This window comes from Micromonospora sp. NBC_00821 (genome assembly GCF_036347035.1).
In the GTDB taxonomy this organism is placed as follows: Bacteria; Actinomycetota; Actinomycetes; order Mycobacteriales; family Micromonosporaceae; genus Micromonospora; species Micromonospora hortensis.
Genome location: NZ_CP108880.1, coordinates 5,250,045 through 5,262,675 on the forward strand (window position 1 = coordinate 5,250,045; position 12,631 = coordinate 5,262,675).

Below are 12,631 nucleotides of genomic sequence, written 5' to 3' on the forward strand. Positions count from 1 at the left end.
TGATTTCCTCCGTAGTCAAAAGGGTTAGTGGCCCATGCCGAGGCCGCCGTCGACCGGGATGACGGCGCCGGAGACGTACCCGGCGCTGTCCGAGGCCAGCCAGGTGACCACGGCGGCGACCTCGTCCGGGCTGGCCATCCGGCCCGCCGGGATGGACTTGAGGATCTCCGCCTTGCGGTCGCCGGTGAGGCCGGCGGTCATGTCGGTGTCGATGAAGCCGGGCGCCACCACGTTCGCGGTGATGTTGCGGCTGCCCAGCTCCCGGGTGATCGAGCGGGCGACGCCGACAAGGCCGGCCTTGCTGGCGGCGTAGTTGACCTGCCCGGCGCCACCGGCGAGGCCGACCACCGAGGAGATGAAGATCATCCGGCCCCACTTGGCGCGGAGCATCTTGCCGGACGCCCGCTTCGCGACCCGGAACGCGCCGGTGAGGTTGGTGTTCACCACGTCGGTGAACTGCTCCTCGGTCATGCGCAGCAGCAGCGTGTCGGCGGTCATGCCGGCGTTGGCGACCAGCACCTCGACCGGACCCAGCTCGGCCTCGACGGCGGCGAACGCGGCGTCGATCGAGGCGGCGTCGGTGACGTCGGCGCGGACGCCGAACAGCCCGTCGGGCGCCTCGCCGCTGCGGTGGGTGACCGCCACCCGGTCGCCCTGCTTGGCGAAGGCCTGCGCGATGGCCAGGCCGATTCCCCGGTTGCCCCCGGTCACCAGCACGGTACGGGCCACTGTTCCCCCTTGCGAATGGTCAGCACGGACGCGTCGGAGCCTAGGCGTTACCGGCAGGTAAGCGCTAACGGGAGTCGCGTCACACTGGGGTACGACACCGGGATCAACCCCTGGTGGCACGCCTCGTGGCGGGGTGGGCCCGTAGCCTGCGGATGGTGAACCGGCATCCGATCGCGGTGGCAGTGCGGGCCCTGCGGCAGACAGTGCTCGGGCCCGACGTCCGGCCCGAACGGCCGCTGCTGGCGCGTTGGCCCGGGCCGGCCCGCTACGCCGCGCCGGCCGGCCTGCTCGCCGCGCTCGGCCTCTTCCTGATCACGTTGACGGTGGAGAGCGACTGGGGCCTGCCGCCACCGATCGCGCTGCTGTTCGCGGCGATGACGGTGGCGCCGCTGCTGGCGCTGCCCCGGCGTCCACTGCTGGCCTGGCGGCTGACGGTGCTGGCCCTGCTGGTCTGCACGTTCAACGCCCCGGACGACCAGGCCTGGCCGTGGACCCCGCCGCTGGCGCTCGGGTCGGTCGCGGTGCTGGCGGTGGTCGTCGCACGGGTCGATCGACCGGTGCTGGTCTGGGTGGTGGCGATCAGCACCGTGCCGGTGCTCACCCTGGTCCACCCCGACAACCGGGTCCCCGTTCTGCTGCTGGTCGGCGCGCTGGCGATCGTCGGCGACCTGATCCGGCGCAACCGGCTGTCCCGGCACGCCCTCGACGCGCAGGCCGAGCTGAGCGAACGGGAGCAGGAGCGCCGCGCGGTGCTGGAGGAACGCACCCGAATCGCCCGGGAGCTGCACGACGTGGTGGCCCACCACATGTCGCTCATCGCGGTGCAGGCGGAAACCGCCCCGTACCGGCTGACGGACGTGCCGGCCCCGGCAGCCGCGGAGTTCGTCGCCATCGCCGCGTCGGCCCGCGACGCGCTCACCGACATGCGGCGGCTACTGGGGGTGCTGCGCAGCGAGACGAGCGGGCCGCAGACCGCGCCGCAGCCGGACCTGACCGACCTGGGCGCGATGGTGGACGCGGCACGCCGGGCCGGGCTGCCGGTCACAGTGGACGCCGAGCCGGTGGACGACGACCGGGTGCCCGCGCCGGTCGGACTGGCCGCGTACCGCATCGTGCAGGAGGGCCTGGCCAACGCGGCCCGCCACGCGGCCGGCGCCGCGGTGCGGGTCACCGTCCGCGCCGGCCGGTCCGGTCTGGGGGTACGCGTCGAAAACTCCCCGGCCGACGTCCGACCGACCGCCGACGGCGGCTCCGGGCACGGGCTGACCGGCATGCGGGAGCGGGCCACCTCGCTGGGCGGTACGTTCACCGCCGGGCCGCTGCCCGACGGGGGTTACGCGGTGGCGGCCGAGTTGCCGTACGACGCGGAGGGCGGGGACCGATGATCCGGGTGCTGATCGCCGACGACCAGGCGATGGTCCGGCAGGGTTTCGGCGCGCTGCTCGCCGCCCAACCGGATCTGCTGGTGGTGGGGGACGCCGCCGACGGCGCGCAGGCGGTGGCCGCCGCCCGCCACCTCGACCCGGACGTGGTGCTGATGGACGTGCGGATGCCGGTCATGGACGGGCTGGAGGCCACCCGCAAGCTGCTCGGTGACCGGTCGACGCAGCGACCCCGGGTGCTCATCCTCACCACCTTCGACCTGGACGACTACGTGTACGAGGCGTTGCGCGCCGGGGCCAGCGGGTTCCTGCTCAAGGACGCCCCGGCGGCCGACCTGGTGCAGGCGGTGCGGGTGGTGGCGGCCGGCGACGCGCTGCTCGCCCCGGGGGTCACCCGCCGGCTGATCGCCGAGTTCGCGAACCGTCCGGACCGCCGCCGCCCGCGCCCCACCGACCTGGCCGGGCTCACCCCGCGCGAGACCGAGGTGCTGCGGTTGATCGCCCGGGGCCGCAACAACGCGGAGATCGCTGGTGACCTGGTGGTGGCCGAGCAGACAGTGAAGACGCACGTCGGGCGGATCCTGGCCAAGTTGAGTCTGCGCGACCGGGCCCAGGCAGTGGTGCTGGCGTACGAGACGGGTCTGGTGGCCGCCGGCGAGTAGCCCCGTGGAGCCAGCCCGGCAACGGCTCTGCGGGCTGACGACCGGGCCCCGCCCCTGGGCGCACTCTCCCTCCGGACGACATTCCGGAGGGAGACCGTGATGCGACGACGAGGTGCCAGCCGGGTGGCGATGGCCGCGCTGCTCGGCGTGAACCTGGTTCTGCCGACCCGACCCGAGCCGGCCACGGCGGCCGGGTTCGTCGAGGCGTACCCGGTGATGGCGGCGGCGATGCGCGCGGCCGGCCCCCCGTACGCGGACTGGGCTGCCGACGGACGCCGGTTCCTGCTGTTCGACGAGCGCGGTGACGGCCGCGCTGTCGAGGTTTTCGGCGACCTCGCCGACGCGGACCGGATCGCGGTGCTGGTGCCGGGGGTCGGCAGCACCCTCGCCGACTTCGACAGGGGGTTGGGCGGGGTGGCCCGGCGGGCGCCGGCGGTGCAGGCTGGGCAGCTCTACCGGGAACTGCTGGCGACCGACCCGGCGGCGCGGGTCGCGGTGCTGGCCTGGCTCGGCTACGACCCGCCCGACGGGGTGTTCACCGCCGCCGGCGGCGTCAGCGCCCGGCGTGGCGCGGCCGGGCTGGCCACGCTGCTGAGGGAGTTGGCCGGGCGGCGTCCGGCGGCGACGATCACCCTGGTCGGGCACAGCTACGGGTCGCTGGTGGTGTCGCTGGCGGCGGCGGACGCCCCGACCCAGGTCACCGACGTGGTCAGCCTCGGCGGCGTCGGCGCCGGGGTGCAGCGCGCCGACGACCTGCCCGGCGGACGCCGGTTCTGGGCGGCCGAGGCGCCGACCGACTGGATCCGTCGGGTACCGCCGGTGCGGCTGCCCGGCCTGGGTTTCGGCCGGCGACCCGGCGATCCGGCGTTCGGCGCCCGAGCGCTGCCGGTGGGTGGGGTGGCGGGACACGACGGCTACCTCGCGCCGGGCAGCTCCGCGCTGGTAGCGGTGGCGGCGGTCGTGCTGGGCGGCGTCGACACCGACCGGATCGGGGACGCCCGGTGAGCCGGGACCGTGCCGTCGACGCGCTGCGGGCGTACGCCATCGGCGGTGTGGTGCTGGGGCACTGGCTGGTCACCGGGTTGGTGCTGGCCGGAGACGGCGGGCTGCACCAGGCGAGTCCGCTGACCGCTCTGCCCGACCTGGCCCCGGTGACCTGGGTGTTGCAGACGCTCGGGTTGTTCTTCTTCACCGCCGGGTTCGGCTCGACCCGGTCGCTGGCCCGCTACCCCGGCGGCGCGGGCGGTTGGCTGGCCGGGCGGCTGCGCCGGCTGCTGCTGCCCACCGTGGCGCTGCTCGGTGTCGGTGCCGCGGTGCTGCTCGCCGCCACAGTCGTCGGCACCTCGGACGACACGCTCGCCGTCGCGCTGCGGCTGGCGGTCAGCCCGCTGTGGTTCCTGCTACCGCTGGTGGTCCTGGTCGCGCTGACCGGCCCGCTGCGCGTCGCCGTACGCCGGTGGGGGGTGGCGCGGTGCGGGGCGCCGGCGGTGGTCGTGGTGGCCGCTGTCGACCTGGCCGTCCGGCTGCTGCCGGCCGGCACCGACCTGCCCCCGGTCACCGTACTGGCGGCCTGGTCGGTGCCGTACCTGCTGGGTGTGGCGCACGCCGACGGGCGGCTGGACGGCCGGCGGGCGGGCGGCACGTTGGCGGCCGGTGGGGCGGTCGCGCTGGCGGCGCTGCTGGCGCTGGGCTACCCGGTGAGCGCGGTCGGCGTGCCCGGGGCCGGGGTGTCCAACCTGAATCCACCGTCGCTGCTGGTCGTGGCGCTGGCGGTGACCCAGGTCGGGCTGGGACTGCTCGCCCGGCCGGCACTGCACCGGCTGCTGACCCGGCCGCTGCCGGGCCGGGCGGTGACCGATGTGAACCGCTCCGCCGTCCGGATCTACCTGTGGCACCAGCCGGTACTGGTGGCGGTGACAGCGCTCACCGCCCGCGGCGGGCTGGCAGTGCCCGGTCTGCACACCGCCCCGGACGGCCCGGGGTGGGTGCTGGCGCGCTGCTGCTGGCTGCCGCTGCTCGCCGTGGTGCTGGTCAGTGTGGTGCGGGTGGGGCAGCCGCGCTCGTCACCCGAAGGCGTACGTGCTGGTGGCGAGCGGCGTCGCCAACCGGGCGGTGGAGGGGTCGCCAGCCGGTCGGCCGAGTGCGTTCCGTCGGCACCGCAGGTGTACGATCATCGACGTTCCGGCCCGCCCGACTTGCAGGAGGTGATCGCTGTGCGAGATAGCGATCCTCCCAGTCGTGGCCGGGCCGATGGTCAGTCCCGCTGAGCCACGACTCAGTCTGGTGAGCTGACCCCGCTCCGCTCCCCACCACCTCGGCGCCTGCCGAGGTGAGTGTGCCGCGCCGCCCGATCCCGGGCGGTCGCCGGGAGCCGCCCGGTCACGACTTCGTGTGCGCGTCCCCACCCCCTGCGGTCCGCCCCCGCACGCGGACCGTCCAGCCGCCACCCGGAGCCGTCATGAGCCGCTACGTCGCCCCGCTGGGCTTCACCCTCGCCGCCGTCTGGGTGGCCATCGTCTTCGTGCTCGCCGGTGGCGGTCACTGACCGCTCCGGGCCGTCCGCGGTCGCCGACCGCTGGCTGACGCTGCCTCGTGCTGGTGCCGGCGGCGGTCGTCGCCCGCCGCCGGCGCACCGGTTCACAACATCCGGGACGACCAGAGCAGACTGAACGCGCCCGCGCAGAGCGCCAGCAGCAACGCCACCCCGGCGTACCACTGGGTCACCTCCCGCGGCTCGGTGCGGAACCCGATCGAGCTGCCCATGTCCTGGTAGACCTGCTTCAGCTCGCTCACCGAGGCCGCCTCGTAGAAGTAACCCTCGGTGGTCTCGGCCAGCTCGGCGAGGGCCAACCGGTCCACCGGCACCCGCTGCAACTGCCCGCCGATGTCGACCTGGCCGGTGTCGGTGCCAAAGGCGATGGTGGAGACCGGAACGTTCGCTGCCTGCGCGGCTGCCGCCGCCTCCTCCACCGCCCGACCGGAGGTCCGGAAGCCGTCGGAGAGCAGCACGATCCGTGCCGGCGGAATGCCCGCCGCGCCATCGGTCGGCACCGACCGGATCGCCTCCAGGCAGGTGAACACCGCCTCACCGGTCGCTGTCGCCTCGGCCAGCACCAGCCCGTCGATGGCGCTGGTCACCGCGTCCCGGTCCTTGCCCGGCGGCACCAGCACGTTGGCCGCCTTGGCGAACGACACGAGACCCAGGTTGTAGCTCTCCGGCAGCTCACTGACGAACTGCTTGGCCGCCTCCTGGGCCGCCTCCAGCCGATTCGGCGCCACATCGTCGGCCTGCATCGACAACGACACGTCGATGGCGAGCATCACTGTGGCCCGCTCCAGCGGCTCCTTGGTGTCCACGGCGGGACGGGCCAGCGCGGTGGCCAGCACCAGCAGGCAGAGCAGGAACGCGGTCGCCGGGACGTGCCGACGCCAGCCCAGGCCCTTCGGCGCGACAGTACGCAGCAGGTCCACATTGGTGAACCGCATCGCATACGCCCGACGGTGCAACTGCCGCCAGACGTAGAACGCGGCGAGGGCGAAGACCGGCAGCACAGCCAGCAGCCACCACGGTTGCAGAAAACGGATCATCGTGTCGTCCCCCTGGTACGCGCGTGCCGCTGCGCGGCCACGAATCGCACCATGTCCAGCAGCCAGTCTCGGTCGGTACGCAGACGCAGGTGGGCCGCGCCAGCGCCCCGCAGGGCGGCGGCGATAGCGGCCCGTTGGGCGGTGGCGGCCTCGGCGTAGCGCTGCCGCAGCCGCGGGTCGGCGGTCTGCACCTCGTGCAGCTCACCGCTCTCCGGGTCGACCACCGGCAACACGCCCACGTCGGGCAGCTCCAGCTCACGCGGATCGACCACCTCGATCGCCAGCACGTCGTGGCGGACGCGCAGCTTGCGCATCGGCCGCGCCCACTGCTCGGCCGGCGCGAGGAAGTCCGAGACCACCACTGCCACCCCACGACGACGGGGCGGACGGTTGAGCATCTCGATCAGGGCGCCCAGATCACCACGGCCGGGCTGGATGGCGGTGCCGGCGACGGCACGCAGCAGGCCCTGCGCCTCCTTGCGCCCGGAGCGGGCCGGCAGCCGGGTGAGCACCCCGGGGCCGGCCGACGGTGGTCCGCCCCGCCACCGTCGCGCCGGCGCGGACGCCCCGCCACCGGTACCGATCACGGCGCCGATCCGGTTGCCCCCGCGCACTGTCAGGTGGGTGATGGCGGCCGCGGCGGCCACCACTACCTCCCGCTTGAGCCACTGACCGGTCCCGAAGTCGAGGCTGGCGGAGAGGTCCAGCGCGAGCCAGGTCTCCAGCTCCCGGTCGGCGACCGTACGCCGCACGTGCGGTGTGGTGGTCCGGGCCGTGACCGGCCAGTCCATCCGGCGCACGTCGTCGCCGGGGCGGTACTCCCGGGACTCACCCGCCTCACTGCCCGGTCCGGGCAGCAGGCCGGCGTAGTCGCCCTGCAGCAGACCGTCGAGCTTACGGGTGACGAGCAGCTGAAGCCGGGACAACACGGCCTCGCTACGGTCGCCGAGGGGGGCCGGACGAGGGGTGGGTGAGGTCACGGGCGCTGCCCGGGCCAGCCAGCGCCCGGCGGCGGCGCGATCGACGGCGGGGTGGCCTGCTGCCGGGGAGCGACCGCCGGGAGCGGGATCGTCGACATCACCCGCTGCACGATGTGGTCGGCGGGTACGTCGTCGGCGAGCGCGTCGTAGCTGAGCACCAACCGGTGCCGCAGGATGTCCGGTGCGATGTCCTGCACGTCCTGCGGCAGCGCGTAGTCACGCCCACGCAGCAGCGCCAGGGCGCGGGTGGCCCGGACCAGACCGAGCGAGGCACGCGGGCTGGCCCCGTACTGGATCAGTTGCGCGACGTCGGGCATGCCGTGCTCGGCCGGGGCCCGGGTGGCCAGCACCAAGCGGACCGCGTAGTCGACCAGGGCGTTGTGGACGAAGACCTGGTCCGCCTTGCGTTGCAGGGCGATCAGCTCCGGGGTGTCGAACACCGCTGTCGGCTCGGGCGCGGCCACGCCCATCCGGTAGACGATCTCCCGTTCCTCCGCGTCGGTCGGATAGCCCACCACGATCTTCATGAGGAACCGGTCCCGCTGCGCCTCTGGCAGCGGGTAGACACCCTCCTGCTCGATCGGGTTCTGGGTGGCCATCACCAGGAACGGGTCCGGCACCCGGTGGCTCTCCCCACCGATGGACACCTGCCGCTCGCTCATGACCTCCAGCAGCGCGGACTGCACCTTCGCCGGCGCCCGGTTGATCTCGTCGGCGAGCAGGAAGTTGACGAAGACCGGGCCCAACTCGACGTCGAACTTCTCGCTCGACTGCCGGTAGATCCGGGTGCCCATGATGTCGGCGGGCACCAGGTCCGGGGTGAACTGGACCCGGGCGAAGGACCCACCGACGACCTTGGCGAGGGTCTCCACCGCCAGGGTCTTGGCCACCCCGGGCACGCCTTCGAGCAGGCAGTGACCGCGGGCGAGCAGCGCGACGAACATCCGCTCCACCATCCGGTCCTGCCCGACGATCACACGTTTGATCTCGAACAGGCCCTTCTCCAGCAGGGTGGCGTCCTGCGCGGGTGTGGTCACCGGGGCAGGTGCCGCTCCGTTCGGCGTCGGGGCGTCGGGCATGGTCGGCTGGGCCACCGGTCCTCCACAGCGTTTGTCGGTCGTCGCGGCTCGTGCGGTATCAAGACTCGCACGCCTTGCTGAGTGTCGAGGTGGGGAGAAGCCGATTTTGACAGCGCCGTCCCCAGCGGCCGATTCACGCATCGCGGGTGTGCACGGACCGGCCCGCCGCGTGTACGATTCACCCCGTCGCCGGGCGGCTCCCCCCGTGGTCGCCCGGCGCTCAAACTTTCCATCCCGCCGCCCTAGACTGGCCGGGATGAGCATCCCCTCCCCCACCGACGAGGCCCTGATCTGTTCGGCCCGGGGCTGCCGGTCCGCCGCCGTTTGGGCGCTGGAGTGGAACAATCCCCGCCTGCACGACGCCGATCGGCGCAAGACCTGGTTGGCCTGCGACTCCCACCGGGGCAGCCTCGGTGACTTCCTCGACGCTCGAGGCTTCCTGCGTGCCGTCACTCCGGTGCCCGGATCGCCTACGCTCGACCTGTGAGCGGCGACCCTCCGGCTTCCCCCGGCCCCACCTCCCCGTCCTGGCCGCCCACCCCGGCCACCGCACCGCCCGGCGTCGACCCGCCGCCCGGCGCGTTCCCGGCACCCGGCACGCTCGGCCCGGAGCCCACCGCGCCGGATGTCTCGACGCCCGCCCCGCTGCCACCGGGCGCGCTGCCGCCCGGTCACCGGCCGGCACCAGCCGCCGACCACCGCGCTCCCGACCTGCCCCCGCCCGGCCTCCTGCCGCCCGACCCCGGCGCGCTGCTGACGGCTGCGCCGGCTGGTCGGGGTCCGTTGGAGCCCTGGCCGGACACTGTCACCTGGCAGCCGATCTCCACGGACCTGATCTGGGTGGAGCTGATCCGGCTGGCGATCGTGGTCGCCGTCGGGCTGGCGGTGACCGGTGTCGGCTGGGCGCTCAGCGGTCACTGGTTGTTCGGGCTCGCCGTGGCCGTCGTGCTGGTGCTCGGCGCGTGGCGGGCCGTCGCGATCGTCCGCGCGGTCCGCGCCTGGGGGTACGCCGAGCGGGAGAACGATTTACTGGTCCGGCACGGGCTGCTGGTCCGCCGGCTCTCCATCGTGCCGTACTCGCGGATGCAGTTCGTCGACGTGAGCGCCGGGCCGTTGGAGCGCGCCTTCGACCTGGCCACCGTGCAGTTGCACACCGCGGCGGCGGCGAGCGACGCCCGGGTGCCCGGGCTGCGTCCGGCGGAGGCGTCTCGGCTGCGCGATCGACTCACAGCGCTCGGCGAGGACCGGGCGGAGGGGCTGTGAGCGCCCGCGCGGGCAGCCGCCGGCCGCGCCGAGGGCCGCTCCGATGAGCGACGGGCCCGCCGAGCCGAGCACCGTGCCACCCACCGGCCCGACGCCACCGGGGCCGGCGCTGCCCGCTGACTCGGCATTCGCTGGCGCGGCAGCGCCTGGGCCGGTGCCGACCGGCGTGGCGCCTGGTGGGCCGGTGCCGCCCGGCACGCCCGCGCCGTGGCCGGCACCACCGGGCGGCGGCGAGGGCGAGCCCCGGCAACGACTGCACCCGCTCAGCCCGGTGCTGCACGGCGCCAAGTCCCTGGTCGTGGTGATCGCCGGGCTGTCCTGGTCGACGCTGTCCCGGGTGGGCTTCGGCTGGTTCGCCGCCATGGTGGCGGTGCTGGCGCTCGGCGCGACAGTGCTGTCGGTGATCAGCTGGTACAACACCGGCTACCACGTCGTCGGCCGGGAACTACGGGTGTACGAGGGGCTGCTCTGGCGGCGTACCCGGGCCATCCCGTTGGAACGGTTGCAGGCCGTGGAGGTGGTCCGGCCGCTGCTCGCCCAGCTCACCGGCCTGGCCGAGCTGCGCCTGGAAGTGGTCGGCGGCGGCAAGACCGAGGCGCCACTGGCGTACCTCGGGGTGGCCGACGCGGCACTGTTGCGCGAGCGCCTGCTGGCGCTGGCCGGGCGGGTGGCGCAGCAGCCCGCGCCCGGCGACGCGGCGACCCCGGTGGCCCCGGGTGCGACGGCGCCACCGGCTGCCGTGCCGGGCCGGCCACTGCACGCGGTACGCAACCAGAACCTGCTGATAAGCCAACTACTCACCCCGCAGGCGTTCCTGCTCCCGTTCGGTGTGGCCTTCGTCGTGGTGCAGTTCCTCACCGCCGGTTCGTGGTCGTTCGTGGCGGTGGCGAGCACCCTGACCGCGATGGCGGGTGTGCTGCTGCAACCGATCCGCCGGGTCCTCGACGACTGGAACTTCCGGCTGGCCCGCGACGGCGGCACGCTGCGGGTGCACAACGGCCTGCTGGAGACGCGGGCGCAGACCGTGCCCCTGGAGCGGGTGCAGACCGTGCGGGCCACCTGGCCGTTGCTGTGGCGGATGAAGGGCTGGCTGCGGCTACGGCTGGAGGTGGCCGGTTACTCCGTCGCGGAGGCCGACGACCGCAACCGGCCCGATCGGCTGCTGCCGGTCGGCGACCTGCCGACGGCGACGATGATCGTCGCCGAGGTGCTTCCCGGGGTACGCCTCGACACGCTCACGCTGAGCCCGCCGCCGCGCCGCACCCGTTGGTTGCACCCGCTGGGCCGTACCGCGTTCGGCGCGGGGCTGTTCGAGCGGGTGTTCGCCACCCGGTCCGGGCGGCTCACCCGGCAGTTGGTGATCGTGCCGTACGCCCGGATCCAGAGCGTGCGAGTGGTCCAGGGACCCCTCCAGCGCCGTCTCGGGTTGGCCACCGTCCACGCGGACACCGCCGGGGGCTCCGGCGCCACCGCCCAGGACCGCGACCTGGCAGAGGCCTGGGCCCTGGCGGCCGACCTGACCGAAAGAGCACACCAAGCCCGAACCCAATCCTGACCCCCACCCACCCCACCCGCCCGCGCGCCCGCTCCCCCCGTGCGCCCCACTCCCCCGTGCGCCCCCACTCCTCCCTGCGTTGATCATGAAGTTGTTGCCCCGACACGCCGCGCGGGAGGGCAATAACTTCATGATCAACGGGCCGGAGGCCGGGGGTCGGAGCCCGAGGGCCGGAGCCCGGGGGCCGGAGCCCGGGGGCCGGAGCCCGGGGGCCGGAGCCCGGGGGCCGGGGTGGGGTCAGTGGTCGGCGGGGACCGCGGGGTGGGTGGTGGTGGTGTCTGGTTCCCGTGGCGTTGGGGGCTCGGGTTGGCCGGGCGGTGGGTCGGCGGGGTCGGTGGGCTGCTCCGTGGACCGAGCCGCCTTGGCGCTCGGGTGGCGGGTCCGCCAGGCCGCCCAGCCGCGCTCCGCCAGACCGACCACCAGGAAGGTCAGCCCCACGTAGGCCCAGCCGACCAGCACGTCAATCACGTAGTGCTCACCCGAGTAGACCAGGGTGAAGGTCATCGCCAGCGGGTACGCGAGCAGCAGCGGCCACCAGCGACGACGGGTGGCGGTCAGGAAGAACAACACCACGAACAACGCCCACGCCGTGTGCAGCGACGGCATGGCGGCGACCGGGTTGGAGGCGATCTGACCGGCGTTGAGGACGTTTCCGGCGCCGTGCATGCCGAACGCCTTCCAACCCCGTGTCGAGATCCGGGCGACCTCGGTGAGCAGGCCGTTCTGCGCCGCCCACCAGGGCGGGGCGGCCGGGTAGATGAAGTAGGTCACCAGGCCGGCCGCGCAGAGGAAACCCCACCGCCTCATGTACGCGGCCCACCGGTGCCGGTCGCGCAGCCAGAGCACAGCGGCGGCGGCCAGCGCCACCACGAAGTGGGAGAAGTACACCCAGCTCGCGGCGACATCCCACCAGTGCACCTGCGGGTGGTAGAAGTGCTGCTGCAACCAGACGGTGGGCACCTCACCCCCGGTGGCCCAGCCGAACATGAACCGGTCGGCGACGATCAACTCCATCGCGTGCGGCGTGGCCCCGTTGTCGGCGAACCCGCGCGAGAGGTTGTAGATCACGAACAGCAGCACCACCGGCACCCAGTCCCGGGCGAAGCGCAGGTGGCTACGCCACGGCCGTTCGCTGTTCCAGGCGATGGTCGCGAGCCAGATCCAGACGAAGGCGTACGCGGGATCGGTGGGCAGCCCGATGCCCAGCCACGCACCGACGAAGGCGACCGCCCAGACGGTCATGGCGACGACGCGCCGACGACCCCCGTCCGGGGACGCGGGCGGGTCGGTCCGGGCGGGGGGCTGGGGGTCAGTCACGACGGCCATCGGGGTCAAGGTTAACGACGGGTACGGCATCGACGGACGGGGACCACCCGTTGCACGTCGGGGGTGG

13 protein-coding genes are annotated in these 12,631 nt (G+C 73.9%); 8 read left to right on the forward strand and 5 right to left on the reverse strand.

The annotated features are described in order from the left end of the window. Positions 1-24: 24 nt before the first annotated feature. Positions 25-729, reverse strand: coding sequence for a 3-oxoacyl-ACP reductase FabG (fabG, locus tag OHB44_RS23820; protein WP_238682624.1), 705 nt, complete (start codon positions 727-729; stop codon positions 25-27). A 155-nt stretch (positions 730-884) separates the two neighbouring features. Here fabG and OHB44_RS23825 point away from each other — a divergent pair, with 155 nt between their 5' ends. From OHB44_RS23825 to OHB44_RS23845, 5 genes are all read left to right on the forward strand, one after another. Next, the gene (locus OHB44_RS23825; protein WP_266304991.1) at positions 885-2,114 is read left to right on the forward strand and encodes a sensor histidine kinase; all 1,230 of its coding nucleotides are present in this window, start codon (positions 885-887) and stop codon (positions 2,112-2,114) included. Beyond that, positions 2,111-2,773, forward strand: a complete 663-nt coding sequence (locus OHB44_RS23830) for a response regulator transcription factor (protein ID WP_330438345.1) — start codon at positions 2,111-2,113, stop codon at positions 2,771-2,773. The genes OHB44_RS23825 and OHB44_RS23830 overlap by 4 nt, the downstream gene beginning before the upstream one ends. Positions 2,774-2,872: 99 nt before the next feature. Further along, positions 2,873-3,778, forward strand: a complete 906-nt coding sequence (locus tag OHB44_RS23835; RefSeq protein ID WP_330438346.1) for an alpha/beta hydrolase — start codon at positions 2,873-2,875, stop codon at positions 3,776-3,778. Beyond that, complete coding sequence (locus OHB44_RS23840) at positions 3,775-5,040, forward strand: acyltransferase family protein (protein WP_266304989.1); 1,266 nt, start codon at positions 3,775-3,777, stop codon at positions 5,038-5,040. The genes OHB44_RS23835 and OHB44_RS23840 overlap by 4 nt, the downstream gene beginning before the upstream one ends. A gap of 62 nt (positions 5,041-5,102) precedes the next feature. Beyond that, a complete protein-coding gene (locus OHB44_RS23845) occupies positions 5,103-5,318 on the forward strand; it encodes a hypothetical protein (protein WP_196925116.1) in 216 nt (71 codons plus the stop codon). Between the two features lie 92 nt (positions 5,319-5,410). Here OHB44_RS23845 and OHB44_RS23850 read toward each other — a convergent pair whose 3' ends face one another. Genes OHB44_RS23850 through OHB44_RS23860 form a run of 3 tightly spaced genes read right to left on the reverse strand, consistent with a single transcriptional unit; the run spans position 5,411 to position 8,435 of the window. Next, positions 5,411-6,361, reverse strand: a complete 951-nt coding sequence (locus OHB44_RS23850; protein WP_091403838.1) for a VWA domain-containing protein — start codon at positions 6,359-6,361, stop codon at positions 5,411-5,413. Next, positions 6,358-7,359: a DUF58 domain-containing protein gene (locus tag OHB44_RS23855; RefSeq protein WP_266305306.1), complete on the reverse strand. Its 1,002-nt coding sequence runs from the start codon at positions 7,357-7,359 to the stop codon at positions 6,358-6,360. Before OHB44_RS23855 ends, OHB44_RS23850 begins: the two co-directional genes overlap by 4 nt. Next, positions 7,338-8,435, reverse strand: coding sequence for an AAA family ATPase (locus OHB44_RS23860; protein WP_196924350.1), 1,098 nt, complete (start codon positions 8,433-8,435; stop codon positions 7,338-7,340). Before OHB44_RS23860 ends, OHB44_RS23855 begins: the two co-directional genes overlap by 22 nt. A 241-nt stretch (positions 8,436-8,676) precedes the next feature. Here OHB44_RS23860 and OHB44_RS23865 point away from each other — a divergent pair, with 241 nt between their 5' ends. From OHB44_RS23865 to OHB44_RS23875, 3 genes are all read left to right on the forward strand, one after another. After that, positions 8,677-8,907, forward strand: coding sequence for a hypothetical protein (locus OHB44_RS23865; protein WP_238682628.1), 231 nt, complete (start codon positions 8,677-8,679; stop codon positions 8,905-8,907). Positions 8,908-9,149: 242 nt separating this feature from the next. After that, complete coding sequence (locus OHB44_RS23870; protein WP_266305305.1) at positions 9,150-9,683, forward strand: PH domain-containing protein; 534 nt, start codon at positions 9,150-9,152, stop codon at positions 9,681-9,683. A gap of 43 nt (positions 9,684-9,726) precedes the next feature. Then, positions 9,727-11,238 (forward strand): PH domain-containing protein, encoded by a 1,512-nt coding sequence (locus tag OHB44_RS23875; protein ID WP_330438347.1) that lies wholly within the window; start codon positions 9,727-9,729, stop codon positions 11,236-11,238. 237 nt (positions 11,239-11,475) lie between these two features. On the opposite strand, the gene OHB44_RS23880 is transcribed toward OHB44_RS23875, so the two are convergent. Then, positions 11,476-12,564, reverse strand: coding sequence for a phosphatase PAP2 family protein (locus OHB44_RS23880; RefSeq protein ID WP_330438348.1), 1,089 nt, complete (start codon positions 12,562-12,564; stop codon positions 11,476-11,478). Between the last annotated feature and the right edge of the window lie 67 nt (positions 12,565-12,631).